The sequence below is a fragment of the Flavonifractor sp. HCP28S3_F3 genome (genome assembly GCF_052065355.1).
Classification (GTDB): domain Bacteria; phylum Bacillota; class Clostridia; order Oscillospirales; family Oscillospiraceae; genus Flavonifractor.
Map to the genome: position 1 here is coordinate 1 of NZ_JBQHUF010000023.1, position 21,564 is coordinate 21,564.

Annotated in this window: 22 protein-coding genes and 1 rRNA gene; 6 read left to right on the forward strand and 17 right to left on the reverse strand. The window is 62.0% G+C overall.

The features are described 5' to 3' along the window. Together ACTNB1_RS14315 and ilvD are read left to right on the forward strand one after the other, a co-directional pair. Positions 1-66, forward strand: a 66-nt coding sequence (locus ACTNB1_RS14315; protein ID WP_216242606.1) for a DUF4368 domain-containing protein, incomplete at its 5' end; no start/stop codon positions are given. Positions 67-293: 227 nt separating this feature from the next. Then, complete coding sequence (gene ilvD, locus ACTNB1_RS14320) at positions 294-1,955, forward strand: dihydroxy-acid dehydratase (protein WP_441170415.1); 1,662 nt, start codon at positions 294-296, stop codon at positions 1,953-1,955. A gap of 55 nt (positions 1,956-2,010) precedes the next feature. Here the strand turns inward: ilvD and ACTNB1_RS14325 are convergent, their stop codons facing one another. From ACTNB1_RS14325 to ACTNB1_RS14355, 7 genes are all read right to left on the reverse strand, one after another. Then, positions 2,011-2,862 (reverse strand): DUF975 family protein, encoded by an 852-nt coding sequence (locus ACTNB1_RS14325; RefSeq protein ID WP_441170417.1) that lies wholly within the window; start codon positions 2,860-2,862, stop codon positions 2,011-2,013. A 44-nt stretch (positions 2,863-2,906) separates the two neighbouring features. Next, entirely contained in the window at positions 2,907-4,559 is a 1,653-nt protein-coding gene (locus ACTNB1_RS14330) for a sensor histidine kinase (protein WP_441170419.1), read from the reverse strand. Position 4,560: 1 nt separating this feature from the next. Continuing rightward, the gene (locus ACTNB1_RS14335) at positions 4,561-5,229 is read right to left on the reverse strand and encodes a response regulator transcription factor (protein ID WP_441170421.1); all 669 of its coding nucleotides are present in this window, start codon (positions 5,227-5,229) and stop codon (positions 4,561-4,563) included. A 105-nt stretch (positions 5,230-5,334) separates the two neighbouring features. Continuing rightward, on the reverse strand, positions 5,335-6,276 hold the full coding sequence (locus ACTNB1_RS14340) for a TPM domain-containing protein (RefSeq protein ID WP_441170423.1): 942 nt from the start codon (positions 6,274-6,276) through the stop codon (positions 5,335-5,337). Positions 6,277-6,285: 9 nt separating this feature from the next. Then, on the reverse strand, positions 6,286-6,807 hold the full coding sequence (locus ACTNB1_RS14345) for a hypothetical protein (protein ID WP_441170425.1): 522 nt from the start codon (positions 6,805-6,807) through the stop codon (positions 6,286-6,288). A 3-nt stretch (positions 6,808-6,810) separates the two neighbouring features. Beyond that, the gene (locus tag ACTNB1_RS14350) at positions 6,811-8,001 is read right to left on the reverse strand and encodes a toxic anion resistance protein (protein ID WP_441170426.1); all 1,191 of its coding nucleotides are present in this window, start codon (positions 7,999-8,001) and stop codon (positions 6,811-6,813) included. A 20-nt stretch (positions 8,002-8,021) separates the two neighbouring features. After that, positions 8,022-8,675, reverse strand: coding sequence for a 5-bromo-4-chloroindolyl phosphate hydrolysis family protein (locus ACTNB1_RS14355; protein WP_441170428.1), 654 nt, complete (start codon positions 8,673-8,675; stop codon positions 8,022-8,024). A 135-nt stretch (positions 8,676-8,810) separates the two neighbouring features. On the opposite strand from ACTNB1_RS14355, the gene ilvA reads away from it, so the two are divergent. The 3 genes from ilvA (at position 8,811) to recR (ending at position 11,528) form a co-directional block, all read left to right on the forward strand. Next, complete coding sequence (gene ilvA, locus ACTNB1_RS14360; RefSeq protein WP_441170430.1) at positions 8,811-10,031, forward strand: threonine ammonia-lyase; 1,221 nt, start codon at positions 8,811-8,813, stop codon at positions 10,029-10,031. A gap of 243 nt (positions 10,032-10,274) precedes the next feature. Next, complete coding sequence (gene rpe, locus ACTNB1_RS14365; RefSeq protein WP_441170432.1) at positions 10,275-10,922, forward strand: ribulose-phosphate 3-epimerase; 648 nt, start codon at positions 10,275-10,277, stop codon at positions 10,920-10,922. A gap of 3 nt (positions 10,923-10,925) precedes the next feature. Next, positions 10,926-11,528 carry a recombination mediator RecR gene (gene recR, locus ACTNB1_RS14370; protein WP_441170434.1) on the forward strand — a complete coding sequence of 201 codons (603 nt, stop codon included), beginning with the start codon at positions 10,926-10,928 and terminating at the stop codon, positions 11,526-11,528. Between the two features lie 39 nt (positions 11,529-11,567). On the opposite strand, the gene ACTNB1_RS14375 is transcribed toward recR, so the two are convergent. The 9 genes from ACTNB1_RS14375 to sfsA form a co-directional block, all read right to left on the reverse strand. Next, positions 11,568-12,563, reverse strand: coding sequence for an asparaginase (locus tag ACTNB1_RS14375; RefSeq protein ID WP_441170435.1), 996 nt, complete (start codon positions 12,561-12,563; stop codon positions 11,568-11,570). After that, a complete protein-coding gene (locus tag ACTNB1_RS14380; protein ID WP_441170437.1) occupies positions 12,563-13,159 on the reverse strand; it encodes an FMN-dependent NADH-azoreductase in 597 nt (198 codons plus the stop codon). The genes ACTNB1_RS14375 and ACTNB1_RS14380 overlap by 1 nt, the downstream gene beginning before the upstream one ends. A 46-nt stretch (positions 13,160-13,205) precedes the next feature. Further along, positions 13,206-14,309, reverse strand: a complete 1,104-nt coding sequence (locus ACTNB1_RS14385) for a DUF2812 domain-containing protein (protein ID WP_441170439.1) — start codon at positions 14,307-14,309, stop codon at positions 13,206-13,208. Then, on the reverse strand, positions 14,306-15,613 hold the full coding sequence (locus ACTNB1_RS14390; protein WP_441170441.1) for a DUF2812 domain-containing protein: 1,308 nt from the start codon (positions 15,611-15,613) through the stop codon (positions 14,306-14,308). The genes ACTNB1_RS14385 and ACTNB1_RS14390 overlap by 4 nt, the downstream gene beginning before the upstream one ends. Then, on the reverse strand, positions 15,610-16,908 hold the full coding sequence (locus ACTNB1_RS14395; RefSeq protein WP_441170443.1) for a DUF2812 domain-containing protein: 1,299 nt from the start codon (positions 16,906-16,908) through the stop codon (positions 15,610-15,612). The genes ACTNB1_RS14390 and ACTNB1_RS14395 overlap by 4 nt, the downstream gene beginning before the upstream one ends. Then, entirely contained in the window at positions 16,905-17,228 is a 324-nt protein-coding gene (locus ACTNB1_RS14400) for a PadR family transcriptional regulator (protein ID WP_441170445.1), read from the reverse strand. The genes ACTNB1_RS14395 and ACTNB1_RS14400 overlap by 4 nt, the downstream gene beginning before the upstream one ends. Positions 17,229-17,337: 109 nt before the next feature. Beyond that, on the reverse strand, positions 17,338-18,033 hold the full coding sequence (locus ACTNB1_RS14405) for a GNAT family N-acetyltransferase (RefSeq protein WP_441170447.1): 696 nt from the start codon (positions 18,031-18,033) through the stop codon (positions 17,338-17,340). Positions 18,034-18,113: 80 nt separating this feature from the next. After that, entirely contained in the window at positions 18,114-19,829 is a 1,716-nt protein-coding gene (locus tag ACTNB1_RS14410; RefSeq protein ID WP_441170449.1) for an ammonium transporter, read from the reverse strand. Positions 19,830-20,013: 184 nt separating this feature from the next. Then, positions 20,014-20,697: a DNA/RNA nuclease SfsA gene (gene sfsA / locus ACTNB1_RS14415; protein ID WP_441170451.1), complete on the reverse strand. Its 684-nt coding sequence runs from the start codon at positions 20,695-20,697 to the stop codon at positions 20,014-20,016. 84 nt (positions 20,698-20,781) lie between these two features. On the opposite strand from sfsA, the gene ACTNB1_RS14420 reads away from it, so the two are divergent. Further along, positions 20,782-21,408, forward strand: a complete 627-nt coding sequence (locus tag ACTNB1_RS14420; protein ID WP_441170452.1) for a DUF1643 domain-containing protein — start codon at positions 20,782-20,784, stop codon at positions 21,406-21,408. 49 nt (positions 21,409-21,457) lie between these two features. Here the strand turns inward: ACTNB1_RS14420 and rrf are convergent. Next, positions 21,458-21,564: ribosomal RNA gene (gene rrf, locus ACTNB1_RS14425) — 5S ribosomal RNA — on the reverse strand; the annotation flags it as partial.

Here is a 21,564-nt window from a genome sequence, read left to right on the forward strand (position 1 = left end):
AGTGAGGACGGAAGCCGGGAACAGGAAGTGGAAATCTTCTACCGCTTTATCGGCAAAATCGAATGACACATCTTGAGATACCCAACAATATCTTTAACTAAGGGAAACGGGCCGGACACAGCCGGAAATTTCCCCTCAACTGTACTATCGCCATCTACGATCCCCAGAGCTGTCAGCTGGCCTATTTTGAACTGGACACATAATTATGTGAGATTGTATCATAGCTATCTTTCTTTTCACACATTGCTGCGCTATAATAGGAGCCATGAAACCAACCGCAAGGAGGGCTTGCCATGCGCAGCGATAACGTGACCAAAGGGGTGGAGCGTGCCCCCAACCGCTCCCTGTTTTACGCTCTGGGCTACACCAAGGAGGAGCTGGAGCGTCCCCTCATCGGGGTAGTGTGCTCCTATAATGAGATCGTACCCGGCCACATGAACCTGGACAAGATCGCAGAGGCGGTCAAGGCCGGTGTTCGGGCCGCCGGAGGCACTCCGGTGGAGTTCCCCGCCATCGCCGTGTGCGACGGCATCGCCATGGGCCACATCGGTATGAAGTATTCCCTGGTGACCCGTGACCTCATCGCCGACTCCACTGAGGCCATGGCTCTGGCCCACCAGTTTGACGGCCTGGTGATGATCCCCAACTGTGATAAAAACGTGCCCGGCCTGCTGATGGCCGCCGCCCGGGTGAATATCCCCACCATCTTCTGCTCCGGCGGTCCCATGCTGGCCGGCCGGTTGGCCGACGGCCGCCGCTCCTGCCTGAGCCACATGTTTGAGGCGGTAGGCGCCTACAAGGCGGGCAAGCTGGACGAGGAGGGCGTGGAGGACTATGAGAACAACGCCTGCCCCACCTGCGGCTCCTGCTCCGGCATGTATACCGCCAACTCCATGAACTGCCTTACCGAGGCCATCGGCATGGGTTTGCGGGGCAACGGCACCATCCCCGCCGTGTGGTCCGCCCGGCTGCGGCTGGCCAAGCACGCCGGCATGCAGATCATGGAGCTGGTGAAGAACAACATCCGTCCCCGGGACATCATGACCGAGGCCGCCTTCCACAACGCCGAGACGGTGGACATGGCCCTGGGCTGCTCCACCAACACCATGCTCCACCTGCCCGCCATCGCCCACGAGTGCGGTATTGAGCTGGATCTGGACATGTCCAATGAGATCTCCTCCAAAACCCCCAACCTGTGCCACCTGGCTCCGGCGGGCGATACTTACATGGAGGATCTGGAGGGCGCCGGCGGCGTGTATGCCGTGATGAAGGAGCTGACCAAGAAGGGTCTGCTGGACACCTCCGTCCTGACCTGCACCGGCAAGACCCTGGAGGAAAATCTGGAGGGCGTGGTCAACCGCAATCCCGAGCTGATCCGTCCCATCGAGAACCCCTACTCCGCCGACGGCGGCATCGCGGTGCTCAAGGGCAACCTGGCACCCGAGGGCTGCGTGGTGAAGCGCTCCGCCGTGGCTCCCGAGATGATGACTCACACCGGCCCCGCCCGGGTATTCGACTGCGAGGACGACGCCATTGCCGCCATCTATGAGGGCAAGATCGTCTCCGGCGACGTGGTGGTCATCCGGTACGAGGGTCCCAAGGGCGGACCCGGCATGCGGGAAATGCTCAACCCCACCTCCGCTATCTGCGGCATGGGTCTGGGCGAGTCCGTGGCTCTCATCACCGACGGCCGGTTCTCCGGCGCCACCCGCGGCGCCTCCATCGGCCATGTCTGCCCCGAGGCTGCACAGGGCGGCCCCATCGCCTTCGTGGAGGAGGGTGACATCATCTCCATCGACATCCCCAGCTGCTCCATCACCCTGAACGTGGACGAGGCCACTCTGGCAGAGCGCAAGGCCAAGTGGGTATGCCCCGAGCCCAAGGTCAAGACCGGCTATCTGGCCCGGTATGCCAAGCTGGTCACCTCTGCTGCAAGAGGCGCCGTTCTGGAATAAGGCAAACGTAAAAACCGGCCTGCCGCAGATGCGGCAGGCCGGTTTTTTTCTCTTCTCAGAATTGGGGCTTGTTGTTATAGGGGCTCTGGTAAGAGGAACCCTGGTAGCCCGGCTCATCATTGGGGAAGGATCCGTACACCACCCAGTGATAGAAATTGGACTCGGTAGCGCCGATGTAGGGCCCAAGCCACAGGCTCAGGATGCCCAGGGTAAACACCGAGAGAAGCGCCCAGCCCAGGAAGGAGAGGTCCATCACGAACAGCTCACCCTTGTGGCCCCGCATGGCCTGCTTACTGGCACTGATGGCGGCCAGAGTGCCCATGTCGGGATGATCCAGCAGGAAATAAACGGCCAGACGATAGCGGTAGGACACGATGACCTCCACCACCGCACCTGCCAGCAGCAGCAAAATGGCCAGGAAGATCAGGCCGGAGCTCTCCACCACGCTCCCCACGATAAGGATCACGAGGCCGGGCAGCATGGCCAGCAGGCCCCACAGGGTGGTGAACAGGCTGATCAGGAAGCTGACCAGCAGAGCCTTGCCCAGATGGGCGAAGCCCTCCAGCAGGGTGCGGTAGCTGGGCCCCGTCCGCCGGGCCAGACCCAGGGTATAGGCGGTGTAGCCGAACTGCATCACCCAGGTATAGAGGGTGATCAGCAGCTCCATCAGCAGGTAGACACACACCCGCTGGGGCGTAAAGATATAGCGGTACACATCCTGAACGTCAGCGCCGTCCAGCAGATACCAGTAGGCCAGGGTAAAGGGGTTGGATACGAAATACATAATGGCATAGGTCAGCACGCCGGTCAGCAGCACATACACCAGCGTCACCAGCATGGGGTGGGGGTAGGCACCGCGCATGGCCAGCCTGGCCCGGTACTTCGCCTCCGGCCGGTTAAATCCCATAATGATCCCTCACAATCTCAAGTTCGTGAGGGTATCATACCACATCACTGGGCGCTTTGCAAGCTGGGGAGGGACACACGGAAGGTAACGCCGCCCTCCCGGTTGGATACCCCATACTCCCCCCCGTGGGCCTTCATGGCCGCCTTTACGATGGCCAGCCCCAGGCCGGTGCCTCCGGTCTCCCGGCTGCGGCTCTGGTCGCTCCGGTAGAAGGGCTGCCAGATCCGGCGCAGCTCCCGCTCCGGGATGTTGTCCCCGTCGTTGTCCACCGTCAGCACCGCCCACCGGCCCTCCTTGCCCACCTTCACGGTGACCGTTCCGCCGGGGGTACAGTGACGCAGGGCGTTGGAGGCCAGGTTGGCGGCCACGCTCTCCAGCCGGGCCCGGTCCCCCTGCGTCCACACCGGGGATAGGTCCAGCTTCAGGGTGATCCCCTTCTGCTCCAGAGGCAGGACCAGCCGGTCAAAGACCTCTTTCACCAGGGCGGACAGCTCCACCGGCTCCCGGTTCAGGGCCTCTCCCCGCTCCAGCCGGGACAGATCCAGCAGGGCAGCGGTGAGAGCCGCCATCCGGTCGGTCTCGGAGAGCACCACGTCCAGGTACTCCTCCCGTTTGGCCGGGTCGATATCCTCCTTCAGGGATTCGGCGTGGGCCCGGAGAATGGCCAGGGGCGTTTTCAGCTCATGGGCCGCCGCCCGGGTAAAGGCCCGCTCCCGGCGTATGGCCCGGTACTCCAGCCAGGCCGTCAGAACAGCCAGGAATACCGCCGCCGCCAGGGTGATCAGGATCACGGGGCTCAGACCGGTGAGAGCGTACAGCTTGGGCAGGAAATGGTTGACCGCCACAGGCCGCACGGCGCCGGCCACCAGATAGGCATTGGAATGCCGGCCGCCTCCATAGGCCAGTCCTTCCTGCTCCCACCGGGGAAACCGCTCCTCGATCTCGTCCACCTCCGCCTCCATGGCGCGGTAACGCTCCAGCTGAGGCTCCGGATCTCCCCGGCCCAGCAGGGGAGAATAAAACTCCACCCAGGTGCAGGAATAGGACTCCGGCGCCTGACCGGGGAACAGGTCGGCCTGCGTATCGACCAGCACCACTTCCTCCGTTTCAAAGAGGAGGGTCAGCTTCTGCACATACAGCGCCTCTCCTTCCCGCCAGCCCACTGCCTGGACGCCGGTGAACCGCGGTCTCACATCATCGTCATACCGGTAGAACACCTGCTTCGGATAGCCATTCAAAATCTCCAGCGCCGCCAGCATCTCCTCATCGGTCATGGCGGGGTCAAAAACCAGATACACGATGGAGTCCTCCTCCGGATCCGTCTCCCCGGTCATTCCGGTATACCCTACCAGCATCTGCGTCTGGCCCAGCCGGTCTCCGTCCTTTTCGTAGATGCGCAGAAAGAGCTGACCCCCATAGTCCCGGAGCAGGTGCTCACCCATCATGGTGAGCTGGGCGGAGCAATAGCCGTCCTCCCAGGGAAGGAACCGGACGATACCCAGATCCTTCGGCTGGGCGCTGAAAGTGACCTCCCCGGTTCTGATCCGCATAGGCAGATCGCTGTACTGCTGTACGACATCCTCCTGGCACCATCGGTAGTTGACCCAGACCAGGGCGGCCATGGCCCCCCCCCACAGCAGCAGAAAGATGGCCAGATTCCCTGCCAGGCGTTTGAAAAACAGCCGTTTCTCCTTCATATCAGCCGCCCTCCATTCGATATCCCGCCTTGAACACCGTCTTGATCTGACTTCCTGCCGGACCCAACGCGGAGCGCAGGCGCTTGATGCGCACATCCACCGCCCGCTCGCCGCCGTCAAAGTCGATGCCCCACACCTTGTCCAGCAGCTGCTCCCGGCTGAGCACCTGGCCCTTGTTGCGCATGAGGCAGAGCAGCAGGGCGTACTCCCGGGGGGACAGCTCCACTTCCGCCCCGGCCACGGTACAGCGCCGCCGGAGAGGCTCCAGGGTGATGGCCCCGCAGGTGAGTTTTTCGCCGTCCTCCCCCCGGCTGCGGCGGATCAGGGCTTTCGTCTTGGCCAGCAGCACCGCCAGGGAGAAGGGTTTTGTGATATAATCGTCCGCCCCCAGCTCGTAGCCCCGAAGCATGTCCCGCTCCTCTCCCAGGGCGGTAAGGAACAGGACGGGCACCCGACTGTGCTCCCGCACAGTCCGGCACACTGCAAAGCCGTCGGCCTCCGGCATGAGCACGTCCAGCAGCACCGCGTCGTAGTCCCGCTGCCGCAGCAGCTCCAGGGCCTCCGCACCGTCCTTGGCCAGGTCGCAGGCCACCCCGTGGGACTGAAAATAGTCCCGGACGATGGTGCGCATCTTCTCCTCGTCCTCGGCCAACAGCACCCGCTCTTCCATGTCTCTCCCCTCCTTTCGCCCTCAGGATAGCACCCAGTTGTGTCAGTTTGATGTCACGGAGAAAAAAACGTCCCGGAGGGATCCTCCGGGACGTTTGTATGTCTGTTACCGGCGTCCGGCACCGCCGCCGCGGAAACCGCCTCCACCTCCACGGAAGCCACCGCCGCCGCCACGGAAGGAACCGCCACCGCGGAAGGAGCTGCCGCCCCGTCCGGCGCCGCCGCCGCGGAAGGACCCACCGCTGTGGAATCCGCCGCCTCTAGGCGGGCGGGGTCCTCTGGGAGGTCTGGGGGGCCGGGGCCGATGGGGACGTCCGAAGATGAAGGGCCGGTAAATGTAGGGCGGCGGGGGCATGCCGGGCATCATGTACCGCCGGCGATAGCGGCGGTAGCGCCAGCCGTCCGCCGCGCACAGTACAATCACCAGCACCACGATCAGGAAAAACAGTCCGAATGTACGAAAGGCGAACAGCGGACCCACATAGCCGTAGATGTAGTCATTCTCTGCCTCGGGGTAATAGAAGTCCTGTCCTCCGCCGCTGGTGCTGCCGGCGTAGTAGCTCTCATACCACCCATAGATGGCGTCAAAGAAGTCCCGGGTGGCCTGGTCGTATTCCCCGGCGTCGTAGCCGTCATAGAAATACTGCTCCAGATAGCGCTCCACCTGGGAGGCGGGGAGGGCGTCCTCCAGACCGGCGCCGGTCATGGCCCACACCTTGTTTTCCCCCACGGCGTACACCAGCACAAAGCCGTTGTCCTTGTCGGCATCACCGATGCCGCCCCAGTTTTCCACCACCTGCATGGCGTAGTCGGCGGAATCCATGCCGTCCATGAAGTCCACCGTCACCACCACGATCTGGCCGCCGGTGGAATCGAACAGGGCCTGATTCTTGTCAACGATATATTGCTCCGTATTGGTGCTGAGCACGTCGGCGTAGTCCGCCACGTAAAAGGCCTCAGTGGGCTCCACCACCGCAGCGGCGGTGACGCTCAGCAGACCTGCCGCCAGCGCCAGACAGAGCAGCACGCTCCAAAGTTTTCGTTTCATAGGTCCCTCCTATGCAAAGAGCTCCGCGGACCCTACAAAGGTCAGCTTGGACAGGATGTTGGCCGGGAAGGCTCCCAGCACCTTGCGGTTGAATTCCTCCGCGGCGTCGTTATAGCCGTCCCGGGAAATGGTGTCCGCCTCGGAGGCCAGGTCGGTGCGAAAGCCCTGGACATACGCTCTGTCCTTTTCGGTCAGCTCACACCCCTCCAGCTCATCCAACACGGCGGCGGCCTCCTCCTGGAGGCGGGTGTAGGCGGTGTAGCCGTTGGAGATGCCGTGCCAGTCGGACAGCATGTTCCGGCTCCCCTCCAGCTCCGCCAGCTGGCTCTCCTCCAGGTAGCGCTCCCCCACCGTCAGCAGGTTGGCGGTGATGTCCAGGCAGTCCTGCAGGTCCCCGGCGATGGGGGCAAACTGGGCCTCCACCTTGTCCCGCTCGCTCACCAGGGAGCGGTGGGAGCCCAGCAGCACCGACAGCACGATGACCACTGCCAGCACCACCATGCCGCCGGTATAGCTCTTGAGGAATTTCATGGCTTAACCCCGCAGCTCCAGCAGCTTCTGCTTCAGCTCGCCCTCGATGCGGCCCAGCTCCACTTCGGCTTCACGCCGCTTCTGGGCGCCCTCCTGCTGGATCTTCATCACCTCATCCAGGGTGGAAATGAGCTGCTGGTTGGTGTGCTGGAGGGTCTGGATATCCACCACGCTCCGCTCGGCCTCCCTGGCGGTCTCGATGGTGCCCATCTTCAGCATGTCGGCGTTCTTCTGCAGCAGCTCGTTGGTCATGTTGGTCACCGCGCTCTGGGCGGCAGTGGCCTGACGGGAGTGCTCCAGACCCAGGGCCAGCACCATCTGGCTCTTCCACAGGGGAATGGTGTTCACCAGGGAGGACTGGATCTTCTCCAGCATCAGGGCGTCGTTGTTCTGGATCAGACGGGTCTGGGGACCCATCTGGATGGAGATCATCCGGGTCAGCTCCAGGTCGTGGATCTTCTTCTCGAACCGGGAGCACATGTTGGCCAGGCCATTGTAGGCCTGGGCATCCTCCTGGGCGCCGGACTGGGCGGCCTTCTGCCGCAGCTGCTCCAGCTCACCGGTGCGGACGGCCTGAAGGCGCTTCTTGCCCGCCAGGATATACATGGTCAGTTCCTTATAGTACTTGGTGTTGAGCTCATACATCTGGTCCAGCATGGCGATGTCCTTCATCAGGGTCACCTGATGGCCCTCCAGGACGGTCACGATCTTATCCACATTGGCCTCCGCCTTGGAGTAGGACGCCTTCATGGCCTCCAGCTCGTTGCGCTTCTTCTTAAAAAAGCCGAAGAGCCCCTTCTCCTCCTCCTGGCCAAAACCCTTCAGCTCCACCACCAGAGAGGACAGAGCCTGGCCCACCTCGCCCAGGTCCTTGGTGCGCACGGAGTTGAGGGTGGTCTCAGAGAAGCCGGCGATGTTCTTCTGAGCCGCCGCGCCGTACTGAAGTACCACGTTGGAGTCGGTGATGTCGATCTTCTGGGCAAAGTCGTCCACCATCTTCCGCTCCGCCTCGGTCAGCTGGCTCTCGTCCAGCTGGACGGCGTTGGCCTCCCGCTGCTGCTCGGCGGCAGCGGCGGCGTCGGGGTTCAGGGTGAGAGTGGGCGCCTCCGGAGCCTTGACCTCAGCGGCGGCAGCGGCGCTGCCCAGGTCGGGGGTCAGGGTCAGCTCGGGGGTGAAATCAGTCTTATCAGTCATGGTCGCTCGCTCCTTACTTTTTATTCAACTTGTCCCAGCTGGGTGCCGCCCAGCCCTTCCCGGGCCAGCATCTGCTCCAGCACAGTGATATCAGTGGAAATGTCCAGGGCTTCATTGGCAAACAGGGCGTCCAGCTGCTTGTCGAAGGCGGTGCAGATTTGATCCAGCATGGCCTCGATCCTGCCCATGGTGCCGTCGATATTGGCGCCTTCCACGCCCGCCTGATCCATCCGGTCATAGGCGTTGAGCAGTTTCAGGGTGGTAGGCAGGTAGTAGTTCAGAAACCGCCGGATCTGGGGCAGCTTGGTCCGGTCTTGGGCCACCAGGTCAAAGATCTTGCCGGTGACCTCCTCCATGTGGGCGATCTGGGCGGAGATCTTCTCGTCGGCAATGTTGTCGTTGAGCCGCCGCAGCTCAGAGATGGCCCGCTGCCGCTCCTGCAGCAGAGGGTCGACAGGCTCCTGGGGTTCCGGTTCCGGCTCCGGCTCGGGATCGGGAACGATCAGCACCCGGTCGGGGAAGAGCTTCCGGCCCAGCAGCCAGGCCGCCACGGAACATGCCGCCGCCAGTACAAAGTGCCACCAGGCGTACATGGGGGCGAAAATAGCCCACAATATCCATACCGCCGCTGCCAGGTAGAGAGGTGCGGGAGATTTTTTTATGAGCTTTGCCATTGGCAGATCCTCCAAAAATAATGCTCGAATTCATTGTACCTTTCCCCTTTCCCGGTGTCAAGAACACGTTGACTTTAGGGTGGAAAGTCATTATTATTAAAGGTAATTACCGATTTAAAGAGAGGAAGTCCGCCTATGCTCACCCTGAAGGAGTTCAAAGAGGCCCGCAGCGTGCTGTCCGGCGTCATCCGGGACACCAGCCTGCTGTACAGCCCCGCCTTTTCCAAGGCCACCGGCAACCATGTGTACATCAAGCCGGAAAACATGCAGGTCACCGGCGCCTACAAGATCCGGGGCGCCTACTATAAGATCAGCACCCTGTCTGAGGAGGAGAAGTCCAGAGGTCTGGTCACCGCCTCCGCCGGCAACCACGCCCAGGGCGTGGCCTACGCCGCCCAGCAGGCTGGGGTGTCCGCCACCATCGTCATGCCCACCACCACCCCGCTGGTGAAGGTGAACAACACCAAGGATTACGGCGCCAAGGTGGTGCTCCACGGGGAAACCTTTGACGACGCCGCCGAGCTGGCCGCCAAGCTGTCGGAGGAGGAGGGGCTGACCTACGTCCACCCCTTCAACGACCCCGCCATCGCCACCGGCCAGGGCACCATCTCCTATGAGATCTTCCAGGACCTGCCCGACGTGGACGTGATCCTGGTGCCCATCGGCGGCGGCGGACTGGCCACCGGCGTATCCACCCTGGCCAAGCTCCTCAACCCCAACGTCACCGTTATCGGCGTGGAGCCCACCGGCGCGGCCTCCATGAAGGCCAGCCTGGAGGCGGGCCACATCGTCACCCTGGACAAGGTGGAGACCATCGCTGACGGCGTGGCAGTCAAAACCCCCGGCGATCAGATTTTCCCCTATATCCAGAAAAATATCGACGACATCATCACCATCGACGACGACGAGCTGGTGGACGCTTTCCTGGACATGATGGAAAAGCACAAGATGATCGTGGAGAACGCCGGTCTGCTGCCCATGGCCGCCCTGAGCCACCTGAAGTGCCAGGGCAAGAACGTGGTGCCTGTCCTCTCCGGCGGCAACATGGATGTGATCACTGTGGCCAGCCTGGTGCAGCACGGGCTCATCAACCGGGGCCGTGTGTTCACCTTCTCCGTGCAGCTGCCCGACCGGCCCGGCGAGCTGCTGCGGGTAGCCCAGATCGTGGCCGGAGCCAACGGCAACATCATCAAGCTGGAGCACAACCAGTTCGTCAACAACAACCGCCAGAGCGGCGTGGAGCTGCGGGTGACCCTGGAGGCCTTCGGCCACACCCACAAGCGGGCCATTCTGGACGCCATGTGCGCCGCCGGGTACCAGGCCCGGGAATGCCATACCAACGACTTCTATAACTGAGAAACCATTGTGTCCGGGGAAGCGGCTGCTCCCCCGGACACTATATGATGCGGCGCGCGGTTCCGGGGCATGGGCCGCCGGGCCGGCAGCCCGTGGGCGCAGGGGAGGACCGGCGGGGCCCCGGGCGACGTCCGCTTGACGTATCTTATGTGGCAAGGCGTCCCTTTGCCCCCCGGCCGGGACAGCGGCGCCTGCCCGTCCCCGCCGGCTTTCCTGAAAAATTTTGTGACTGGAGTGGTAACGATGATCAAGATCGCCCCTTCCATCCTCTCTGCGGATTTTGTGAACCTGGAGCGGGACATTAAGCGGGTATCCTCCGCCGACTGGCTCCATGTGGACGTGATGGACGGCTGCTTTGTACCCAACATCACCATCGGCGTACCGGTGGTGCAGTCTATCCGCAAGTGCACCGACATGTTCCTGGACGTCCACCTGATGATCGACAAGCCGGTACGCTATATCGAGGCCTTTGCCAAGGCGGGTGCCGACCTACTCAGCGTCCATCTGGAGGCTGACCACCCCACCCGCATCGCTGAGGCCCTGCGCCTGATGGGTGAATGCGGCGTGCAGAAGGCGGTGGCTCTCCGGCCCATCACCGCCGCCAATGCCGTACTGCCCTATCTGGAGGAGCTGGACATGGTGCTGGTGATGACGGTGGAGCCCGGCTTCGGCGGCCAGGCCTTCATGGAGCACCAGCTGGACACCATCCGCCAGGTGCGTGAGCTGATCAACAAGTATAATCCCGCCTGCCGGCTGGAGGTGGACGGCGGCGTCAGCCCCAAGACCGCCGGCAAGGTCATCGCCGCCGGAGCGGACACTCTGGTGGCGGGCTCCGCGGTATACGGCGCGGCCGATCCGGCGGCGGCTATCGCCGCCCTGCGGGAGGGTTAAGGCATGCAGTATTTTCCCCCCGCCCTGGAAAAGCTGGTGGAGCAGTTCGCCCGCTTGCCCGGCATCGGCCGCAAGAGCGCCCAGCGGCTGGCCTTTTTTGTGCTGGCCTTGCCAGAGGAAGACGCGGCGGAGTTCGCCCAGGCCATTGTGGAGGCCAAGTCGGCCATCCACTGCTGCCCGGTGTGCCAGAACTTTTCCCAGGGGGACGGACTGTGCCCCATCTGCCAGGACCCCAAACGGGATCAGTCGGTGATCTGCGTGGTGGCCGATCCCAAGGACGTGATGGCCATGGAGCGCTCCCGGGAGTATCCGGGCGTCTACCATGTGCTCCACGGCGTGATCTCCCCCATGAACCATGTGGGCCCCGACGACATCCGAGTGAAGGAGCTGCTGAACCGGGTAGCCTCCGGAGAGGTACACGAGGTTATCATGGCCACCAACCCGGACACCGAGGGCGAGGCCACCGCCATGTACCTGTCCCGGCTGCTGAAGCCCTTCCAGGTAAAAGTCACCCGGCTGGCCTACGGCATCCCGGTGGGCAGCCACCTAGAATACGCCGACGACGCCACCTTGCTGCGGGCTCTGGAAGGCCGCAGAGAGATGTAAACAAAAAGAGATCCGGCAAGCTGCCGGATCTCTTTTTGTTTACGCCATTTCTCCCGCCAGGGAGCGCTCCATATAGTCCCGGATGATGGCCGGGTCGTCGGTCTGACCCAGCACCCACATGAGCTTGGTCACCGCGGCCTCGGTGGTCATGTCCCGGCCCTGGATGACCCCCTGCTCCAGCACCTTCTGCCCCACCTCGTAGATGGAGAAGTCGCTGGGCTCGTAGAGGCACTGGCTGCACACCACCACAGCCATACCCGCCTGAGCCGCCGCCTGGAGCTTGGAGATCAGGTCCCGGCGGACGAAGTGGAGGCCGCCGGCCCCAAAGGCCTCGATCACGATGCCCCGATAGTGCATCTGAAGAAGCATGTCGAAAATCTCCGGGTCCAGGCCGGGCGTCAGTTTGATCAGGAACACCTTGTCGCACAGCTTATCCCGGAGGGTGCAGGCTCCCGAGGAGGCGGGGATGCTCTCCCGCCGGATCTGGAGGCCCTTGCCGTCCACCGTGGCCGCCAGGGGCCAGTTCACGCTTTCAAATGCGTCAAAATCGGTGGTGCGGGTCTTTACCGCCCGGCAGCCCAAAATCACCTTCCGGTCAAAGGCCAGAAATACTCCCGCCACGCCGGAGGCCGCCATGGCCAGAGCGGTACGCAGATTTTCCAGCCCGTCACTGAGTGGGTGGGTCATGGGCAGCTGGGCACCGGTGAGCACCACCGGGATGGCGATGCCCCGGAGCATGAAGGAGAGCACCGAGGCGGTATAGGCCATGGTGTCTGTGCCGTGGGTGATGACGATGCCGTCATAGTCGTTCCGGTTGTCGAACACATGGTGGGCGATGGTCTGCCACTCCTCCGGCTGGATGTTGGAGGAGTCCAGGTGCAGAATGTCCCGGATGGTAAGATCATAGGCGTCGGTAATTCCCCGGGGAAGCAGACCGGCCAGGTCCTCTCCGTCCAGGCCGGGAGCCAGCCCCTCTTCCGTAGGCAGAGAGGCGATGGTACCACCGGTGGTAAGCAGTAAGATCCGCCGGGACATCAGAACACCTCCGCCAGAGCGTCCGCCCGCTCCATAGCCGCCGCCAGCAGGGCTTCCTTGTCGTTGCGGATATCATCCAGCCCCTCCGCGTCCAGGAAGCGCACGTCATCGATGCCGTACATGACCCCCAAGCCCTTGATATGGGCGGTGGCGATATCCTGGGGCGTACCGGCATAGTAGCCGCCCCGGGTGGTGATATAGAGCAGCCGGTCAGCCTTGCACAGGCCGATGCCGTTGCCGTCGGCGTCATAGCCGAAGGTGATATCGGTGACCGAAATGCGCTCCAGATAAATCTTCAGGGCCGCCGGGAAGGACAGGTCCCAGAAGGGAGCTGCAATCACGATCTTGTCCGCCTTCGCAAACTGCCAGGCGGGGTCGAACATGGGCTGGTCCAGCTTGCCCGCGTTCCACAGCTCGTCCCGCTCGGCCAGCACCTCAGGGTATTGGGGCGGCAGCCGGTGGGCGCACACGTCCACCTCGGTCACCACCGTGTCCGGATGGGCGGCCTGGTAGCGCTCCAGAAAGTGACGGGCCAGCTTCAGGGTGCGGGACTTCTCTCCCCGCACGCAGGCATTGACAAAGAGCAGATTTTCCATATTTCTCACGCTCCCGCGTTTCGTCTTTCCCTCATGCTACCACACTTTACGTCAGGGTGCAAGCGGCCTGTTCCAGCCAGACCAGCTGTTCCTCCACCACGGTCCGGTCGGTGAGGTCCAGCTTTTCCGCCTCCATGTGGATCACCCGGTTCCCCTGGCGGATAATGAGGCCGTTCCCGCCATCCCAGGCATAGATCCAGGCCTTATCATAGCCCAGGTCAGCCTCGGTCAGCTCCACCGTTCCGTGGTAGTGGAAATAGCGGTGCAGACGATTCTCATCGCCCTCAATGGCCCGCAGGTCGCCGCAGACGATCCCCGCCAGCCAGGATGCCTTGCAGTCGTAGGATTCGATCCACAGGTCGCCCTTCTCGGAGAATTCCCGGTACTCCACGCTCTCGCCCAGCACCGAGCGCTCTGCGGTCAGCCGTCCGTTCACCTCATGGTTGCTGCGCTCACTGCTGAAAGCGCCCAAAATAGACAGAAGCAGAATGATGACCAGCACAGTGCTGACCAACGGCATGGCCCCCCGGAACCGGGCTGCTCCTCGCCTGGGCACCGGAATAGGTTTCCCCGCCTCCGCCGCCCGGCGGCATTTTTTCCGGTAGCGTACCACACGAAAGCCAAGAAACAGTTCCAATGCGATCCAAGCCAGCAGGAACAGCTGTGCCAGCATGGCACCATTGGAGAAAAACATCTCCCACACCCGGGGCTGGTCCAGGAAAAACCGGCCAGCGGCCCAAGCGATCCAGTAAACGACCAGACAGAAAAAGGTGTAGGCCTGATTCCACAGGCTCTTTTTCAGCACCTCTTCCCACTCCAGGCTGCCGTCGGTCTGGATGGGAGCGGGATCAGTGTCCGGCTTGGCCTGGAAGTAAAACATGCCTCCCGCCTCGTCCAGCAGGTCCCAGCCCGCTTCGTCGCACAGGGCCAGATAGTCTGAGCGGGCCTGCTCGTCCTTCCGGCGGATGGAGGTCCACCGGGCGGGTTCCACCCAGCACCGGCGGGGCCGCTCCGCCCATCGGAAGGTGGCGGTGAAGATCCCCAGCTCCGCCAACTCCCAGCCCTGATCCGCCAGCTCGTCCAGCTCCGCCTGGGCGGCTTTCACGTCCTCGGCGGTGTAGCGGAACCACCGGGTCATTTTATCTTTCACGCTCCATCCTCCTCCAGCCGGGCCAGAATGCCGTCCAGCCAGTCTTCGTCCAGCGGCCCCATGTCGGTCCTTACCCACAGAACGATATTGCCCCGACGGATCAGCCACACATCCCCCGTGGCCTCCTCCGGGTAGTTGCCGCCGGATATACCGTATCGCTCCAGCCACACGTTCTCATAGCCGGGCACCTCCTCCTGGTTGGCGGTACCCAGTTCTTTCCGGTACTGCTCCGTTACCCAGTCGGCCAGCCAGGTCCAGGGCAGCCTCCAGGCCTCGCTGTCCATCACTCCGTTCAGCGCATCTCCCTCTTTTAGCGGCCCAAATTCCCTGCGCTCCGTCCGGGCAGACAACAGGGTGGCATGGGTTTCCACGACCTCTAGTTCCGTTCGCTCCGGCAGAAGCCGTTCATCAGCCAGGGGCGGCTTGACACACACCAGCCCCGTCACCCCGGCCAGGGGCAGTAGCCGCAGCGCCAGCAGTACTGCAACGCAGGCCAGCGTACCCTTGGCGTACCGGCGCTTTCTCTCGTGCTCCGGCAGAGGATCTTTGCCCAATACGATCAAACAGCCTGCGGCCATACCGATAATCCATCCCAGATTCAGTTCCTTGGCCATGGCATCCAGTAGAAAAGCCAGAACAAGCGGAATCAGAAACAGATAACCCACCAAAGAGAAAATCCTCGCCGTCAGAGCGCTCCCCCTTCCCGGTACCGGGAAGGGCTCCTCCCGGGCGATGGCACGCTTCCACTGACCCAGCCGCAGCAGCAGCCTTCCCGACCACAGTGCCACGCCTGCCAGCAGCAGGGGCAGCGCAGTGGCAACGACAGCGCCTGTATTGGTGTCCGTAAAGACCGTAACAAAATAACTCCATCCCAGTACCCCCGGTTTCATCGACACCAGAACACCCAGCAGCACCAGAACCGCCAAGCAGATCAGCGGTATCGCCCATCCAATGGCCATCCGCCGCAGCGCTTTTTTCCGGAACCGCCGGTACTCCAGTTCCCCGTCGGTCTGGATGGGAGAAGTGCCAGCCGGAGCCTCATAGATATTCCAGTAGCTCAGCTGTCCCACCCGCCGCCAGCCCGCGTCGGCCAGCAAGGTTCTGTAATCCAGCTCGTCCTCCCGATTGGGATCATACCAGTCCAGGCAATAACACACCGGCTCCTCCGCCGGAACGAAGGAGGCCAGCAGACCCAGCCAGATCTTCTCCAGCCGCCAGCCCTGCTCCGCCCGGCAGTTCAGCATAGCCTCCGCTGCCTTGATATCCATGGTGGGATAGGTAAACAGTGTCCACTTCCGCTTCACGTTTTCTCCACCTCCAGACGTTCCAGCAAATCGTCCAGCCACTGGGTATCCACCGGTCCCCGGTTGGTCTCCAGCCAGAGAACCGTATTGCCGCGGCGAATGAGCCACAGGTCCTCCGTGTAATCGGTACTGCCCAGACTGGCCCGGGACAGCCACACATTTTCATAGCCGGACAGCTCTTCCGGATGTGGAGTACCCATGCAGTCCAGATACTGCTCCGTCACCCAGTCGGCCAGCCAGGTCCAGGGCAGCCCCCAGCCCTCTCCCCGATTCAGCTCCAGCTGGGCTCCCGGCACTATGCCGCTCAGGTCCATCCACTGGGTCCACTCCGTATGAGCCGCCAGGAAGGTGGCGTCGTCCTCCCGCTTCTCCAGCTCTGCCTGCGGGAAGAGGGACTCGCCCTCCAAAGCCGGCGTCACCTGGAACCGGACCGCCAGCCAGGACAGAGGCAGCAGGCTGAGGATCAGCAGTACCACCGCCCCGATGGCCATGCCTGCCTTATACCGTCTGACCCGGCGGTACTCCGCCCCCTGTTTCCAACCCAAAATGCCCAGTGCGCCGATGATGGTACCGATCATCCAGGGGCGGCCCACCTTCCCTGTGATCACATCCAGCAGAAAACACAGCACAAAAACGATCAGCAGCAGGTCGCCCAGCAGCACCAGCAGCCTGGCCGCCAGAGCGCTGCCCTGTCCCGGCACCGGGAAGGGCTCCTCCCGGTCAATAGCCCCTTTCCACTGACCCAGCCGCAGCAGCAGCCGTCCTGACCATAGCAGCCCGCCGGCAAGCAGCAGGGGCAGACACAGAAAGGCCAGAGCTGCGGTGTTGAACGTGGCCAGAAATTCCAGCCAGTACTGCCACACCGCTCCCAGCCCCAGGGCGGCTCCTACCGGGGCCAGCACCGCCAGCAGCAGTAACAGAGCCAGGATAAAGCCCCAGCTCGTGGCCATTCGCCGCAGGACCTTCTTCCGGAACCGCCGGTACTCCAGTTCTCCATCCGTCTGGATAGGCGCAGTATCCGCCGGAGCCTCGTAAATGTTCCAGTAGCTGACCTGCCCTACCGACCGCCAGCCTGCGTCGGCCAGCAGGGTGCGGTAGTCCAGCCCATCCTCCCGGTTGGGATCGTACCAGTCCAGGCAGTAGGATACCGGCTCCTCCGCCGGAACGAAGGAGGCCAGCAGACCCGGCCAGATCCTCTCCAGCCGCCAGCCTTCCGCCGCACGGCGGTTGAGCATGGCCTCCGCCGCCTTGATGTCCATGACAGGATAAGTAAACAGCGTCCATTTCCGCTTCATGTCCCTTCCTCCTCCCGCAAAACCGTCTCCATATCCGCCGCCTGCTGACGGATGCGCCGGTACTCCTCCCGCAGGGCTTTGTCTCCCTCCGGGGTGAGCTGGTAATACTTCCGCTTGTCCTCCACCCGAGTGAGGACGATCAGCTTCTCCCCTTCAAATCGTTCCAGCAAGGCGTACAGGGTGCCCGCTCCGATGTTCACCCGGCCGTCTGTCAGAGCGGTGATGGCCTGCATGATGCCGTAGCCGTGGCGCTCCTGCCGCAGGGCCAGCAGGACGTAAAACATCTGCTCCGTCAGGGTCTCCAGCTTTTTGCGGGCCAACTTCCTCACCTCCAAAAAGTATATCGATGTTCGCTATAATCATAGTATATCAATATTCGATATATGTCAATAGAAAAAGAGGAGCCGCAATCGGCTCCTCTTACTTGCTTTATTCCGCCAGCATCTGAAACCACTGGCTCTGGACCCCTGCCGCCTTGAATCCCGCAGTGCGGTAGAGGCCAAAGGCGTTTTCATTGTCGGTGGCCACCAACAGACGGCACCGCCGGTATCCCCTGCCTGCCAGCTGGGCCAGCACAGCGGTCAGCAGGCTCCGGCCCAGGCCTTTTCCTCGGAAATCCTTAAGGAGGGCAATGCCGTCGATCACCGGGATCTCCTGAGTCAGCTCCAGCTCGTAGACGCCCACCGGGATCTCGTTCCACATCACAAAGCCGCAGGCGTACTCCGACGTGAGCGCCCGGTCCAGATCCCGGGGACCGTAGGTGGCAGAGTTGGGCATATCAAAAAAGCACTCGTTGTGGAGGGTGATCCAGGCGCCGCCACGCTCCCGCGCCAGCGGAACCAGCGACACCCCGCCGCTCTCCGCCGGGAGAGCCTCCAGCTCCCGCTCCATCCACAGCAGATCGCGGACATGTACCAATCGGCAGCCCGCACGGCTCCCCTCTTCCAGGTGGGCAGCCGGATCGCTGGAGGTCACGTAAATCTCAGCCGCACCCAGCCGCAGCAGCTCTTCCCGGCCTTTCCGCAGCGTTTCATCTACATCCTCCGCCCGGCAGCGGCGCAGCGCCAGATAGGCTTTTCCTTTTGCCGCGATCTCCTCCGCAAATACCTGATAGACAGGCCTCATGCCCATTCCTCCCACTCGTAACTGACCCCCATCATACCACAGGCCCCCGGACTTTGACAAGTCCGGAGGCCTGTTTGTGACTATTCTTCACCTTGAAGGGCGTCGTAACCAGTCTCACCGGTACGGACCTTGACCACGTCCTCCACATGGTAGACAAAAATCTTACCGTCGCCGATGTTGCCGGTGTACAGTGCCTTCTTGGCCGCCTGGATGACCTCCCACACAGGCACCTTGGAGACCACAATGTCCACCTGCACCTTGGGCAGCAAGTTCATGGTCATGGGAACACCGCGGTAGTATTCCGTCTTACCTTTCTGGATACCGCAACCCAATACTTGAGTCACCGTCATACCGGTGACGCCAATTTCATTCATGGCGTCTTTCAGAGCCTCAAACTTGGCCTGGCTGCAGATGATGGTCACCTTGGACAGCGCCACATCGGAGGCGGTGATGCCGCTGGGAGCGGAGGTCACCTGTACCGGCACCGCCTCGTCAGGGGCAGCCTTTCTGGCAGCTACCGGCTCGGGATAGGCATTGGCCTTGGCCACCGCCGTCATGCTGGTGGACTGGCTGAAATCGGCGTAGGCGGTGGGCAGGCCGTGCTCATGGATGTCCAGGCCTTCCAGCTCCTCAACGGCACTGGCCCGCAGGCCGATGGTGTGCTTGATGACGGTAAATACAATCAGCATGGTCACTACCACCCAGGCAATCACGCTGACCACACCCAGGCACTGGGTCAGAAAGAACTGGACGCCGCCGCCATAGAGCAGGCCACCGTCCACGGCCAGCAGGCCGGTGAGCAGGGTACCCATGGCACCGCATACACCGTGGACCGAGATGGCACCCACAGGATCGTCGATCTTGGCCACCTTGTCGAAGAACTCCACCGCCAGAGGAAGGATGATGCCGGCGCAGATGCCGATGACGGCGGCGCCCACCGGGGAGACCATGTCGCATCCGGCGGTAATAGCCACCAGACCGCCCAGGGCGGCGTTGAAGGTCATGGAGATATCGGGCTTCTTGAAGCGGATCCAGGTAAAGAGCATAGTGGTGACACAGGCCACCGCTGCGGCCATATTGGTGGTGACAAAGATGCTTCCGGCGGCTTCAATGGTCTCGTCGCCTGTCATGGACACGGTGGAACAGCCGTTGAAGCCGAACCAGCAGAACCACAGGATGAACACACCCAGAGCGGCGATGGAGAGGTTGTGGCCCAGGATGGCCCGGGGCTTGCCTTCTTCATCGTACTTGCCAATGCGGGGCCCCAGGATCTTGGCTCCGATCAGTGCGGATACGCCGCCAACCATATGGACTGCAGTGGAACCGGCAAAATCGTGGAAGCCCAGCTGAGCCAGCCAGCCGCCGCCCCAGATCCAGTGGCCGGAGATGGGATAAACCACCGCCGAGATCATCAGGGAGTAGATGCAGTAGGAGATAAACTTGGTGCGCTCGGCCATGGCGCCGGACACAATAGTGGCAGCCGTTGCACAGAAGACGGTCTGGAAAATGAAGAACGCTGACAGAGGCACACCCTCCGGCAGAATACTGGAGTAGTCGCCCCGTACCAGGGGATCAAACCCACCGATCAGCGCACCGGCTCCGCCGAACATGATGCCAAAGCCCAGCAGCCAGAACACCGGCGTGCCAATGCAAAAGTCCATCAGGTTCTTCATCAGAATGTTGCCGGTGTTCTTGGCCCTGGTAAAGCCTGCCTCGCACATGGCGAAGCCTGCCTGCATGAAGAAAACCAACGCGGCACCCAAAAGCACCCAGATTGTGTTGACAGATGAATACATTCCCTCATTCCTCCTTAAAAGCAAAAACGCTCGCTTCGCCTTCCTCGGCGAAACGAGCGTCTCTGCTTGATGGGTGCAGTTTAATTCACATTTTGATTTTTGTCAATCCCATAATTTCATATTTGTGGGGTAATTCAAATTTCTCCCCATCGTTTTTGCATTATTTATAGATATCGCTTGCAGATTAAAGGCAAACCGGTACCGTTTCCGAGATAGATAGGCTGTCCGGCGTCACCGCGCACTCCTGGGCAATCACCTGGACTCCGGACCGGGCGGCCAGGCGCAGCGCGTCGCCGAAAGCCGGGTGGGTCACATCATTAGGGGCAAAATCCGTCATACCCGCCATCTGGATCACAAAACACACCGCCGCCTCATAGCCTGCCTCCCGACTGCGGATCAGCTCCTTCAGATGCTTGACCCCTCGCTCTGTGGGCGCGTCGGGAAAGCAGGCGTGGCCGCCTTCCTCCAGGGTGACGCCCTTCACTTCCACAAAACCCCGGCTGCCGTCGGCGGCCTCCCAGTAAAAATCGAAACGGGAATCGCCCCAGGTGGTCTCAGGTCGCAGAAGTGTCAGGTCCGGCCGGAAGCCGCCGCCCTCCGCCCACTCCCGGAATACCTGGTTGGGCGCCTGGGCGTCCATGTTCACCAAAAGATTTCCCTTCTCCACGGCGATCAGATCATATTTCGTCTTGCGGGCGGGGTTCCCGCTCTTTTCCAGATAGACTGTGGCGCCCGGCGTCAGCAGCTCTCGGCAGCGGCCGGTATTTTTCACATGGACGATCTCCGTCCGGCCATTCAGCTCCACATGAGCGATGAACCGATTGGGCCGGGACAAAAAGCGGCCCTTTTCGATGCGTTGGTATTGCATTTCCCTTCTCCTGACTGTATCCTGTTAGAGTGAGTATACCATCGGACGGCCCACACTGCAAGCCGTCTGCCAGGAGGTCTTTCCATGCATGTTCCTAACTGCCCCACCGCTGACCAGGCTGTTCTGCCTTTTGCCCAGGCACTGGAGGCGGCGCGCAGGCCCAATCCGGATTACGACGTTACCCACTGGCTGTTTGTGCCCAACTACTACTGCGACTACCGGTACATTCTGGGCACCGCTGGTGAAAAGCCCCTGATCTGCGTGGGGATCAACCCCTCCACCGCTGCGCCCAACGCTCTGGATAACACCCTCAAGTCTGTGGAGCGCATTGCCCTGGGCAACGGCTACGACAGCTTTATTATGTTCAACGTGTACGCACAGCGGGCGACCAGACCCGATGATATGGAAGCGGAATGTAATCCCTTCCTCCATCAGGAAAATATGGCCGCCTTCCGCTGGGCTCTGGAGCAGACCCGGTCCGGCGCGCCTGCCGTTTGGGCCGCCTGGGGAACTATCATTGAGAAGCGGCCTTATTTGCCCGCCTGCGTCAGCGACATGATCCGGATCGGCAATGAACTGGGCGCCAACTGGTACTCTGCCGGTGCACGTTCCAAGAAAGGGCATCCCCACCATCCTCTCTATCTCCGCAAGGACAGCGGTCTGGATCCCTTCGATGTATCGGAATATCTGAGGACCTGCTTTCAGCCGTAAAACAGCTGAAAGCAACAAAAAACGGACAGCGCATGCTGTCCGTTTTTTGTGTTGGCGTTACCTATCTTCCCGGTCCGTCTCCAGACAAGTATTTTCGGCGCAGGTGAGCTTAACTTCCGTGTTCGGGATGGGAACGGGTGGACCCTCACCGCAATC

Coding starts and splice junctions, on each gene's coding strand:
- recR (WP_441170434.1), top strand. CDS start 10,926: ATGCAGTATTTTCCCCCCGCCCTGGAAAAGCTGGTGGAGCAGTTCGCC.
- ACTNB1_RS14395 (WP_441170443.1), bottom strand. CDS start 16,908: ATGAAGCGGAAATGGACGCTGTTTACTTATCCTGTCATGGACATCAAG.
- ACTNB1_RS14350 (WP_441170426.1), bottom strand. CDS start 8,001: ATGACTGATAAGACTGATTTCACCCCCGAGCTGACCCTGACCCCCGAC.
- ACTNB1_RS14405 (WP_441170447.1), bottom strand. CDS start 18,033: ATGAGGCCTGTCTATCAGGTATTTGCGGAGGAGATCGCGGCAAAAGGA.
- ACTNB1_RS14340 (WP_441170423.1), bottom strand. CDS start 6,276: ATGAAACGAAAACTTTGGAGCGTGCTGCTCTGTCTGGCGCTGGCGGCA.
- ACTNB1_RS14410 (WP_441170449.1), bottom strand. CDS start 19,829: ATGTATTCATCTGTCAACACAATCTGGGTGCTTTTGGGTGCCGCGTTG.
- ilvD (WP_441170415.1), top strand. CDS start 294: ATGCGCAGCGATAACGTGACCAAAGGGGTGGAGCGTGCCCCCAACCGC.
- ilvA (WP_441170430.1), top strand. CDS start 8,811: ATGCTCACCCTGAAGGAGTTCAAAGAGGCCCGCAGCGTGCTGTCCGGC.
- ACTNB1_RS14330 (WP_441170419.1), bottom strand. CDS start 4,559: ATGAAGGAGAAACGGCTGTTTTTCAAACGCCTGGCAGGGAATCTGGCC.
- ACTNB1_RS14380 (WP_441170437.1), bottom strand. CDS start 13,159: ATGGAAAATCTGCTCTTTGTCAATGCCTGCGTGCGGGGAGAGAAGTCC.
- rpe (WP_441170432.1), top strand. CDS start 10,275: ATGATCAAGATCGCCCCTTCCATCCTCTCTGCGGATTTTGTGAACCTG.
- ACTNB1_RS14420 (WP_441170452.1), top strand. CDS start 20,782: ATGCATGTTCCTAACTGCCCCACCGCTGACCAGGCTGTTCTGCCTTTT.
- ACTNB1_RS14375 (WP_441170435.1), bottom strand. CDS start 12,563: ATGTCCCGGCGGATCTTACTGCTTACCACCGGTGGTACCATCGCCTCT.
- ACTNB1_RS14335 (WP_441170421.1), bottom strand. CDS start 5,229: ATGGAAGAGCGGGTGCTGTTGGCCGAGGACGAGGAGAAGATGCGCACC.
- ACTNB1_RS14325 (WP_441170417.1), bottom strand. CDS start 2,862: ATGGGATTTAACCGGCCGGAGGCGAAGTACCGGGCCAGGCTGGCCATG.
- ACTNB1_RS14355 (WP_441170428.1), bottom strand. CDS start 8,675: ATGGCAAAGCTCATAAAAAAATCTCCCGCACCTCTCTACCTGGCAGCG.
- sfsA (WP_441170451.1), bottom strand. CDS start 20,697: ATGCAATACCAACGCATCGAAAAGGGCCGCTTTTTGTCCCGGCCCAAT.
- ACTNB1_RS14345 (WP_441170425.1), bottom strand. CDS start 6,807: ATGAAATTCCTCAAGAGCTATACCGGCGGCATGGTGGTGCTGGCAGTG.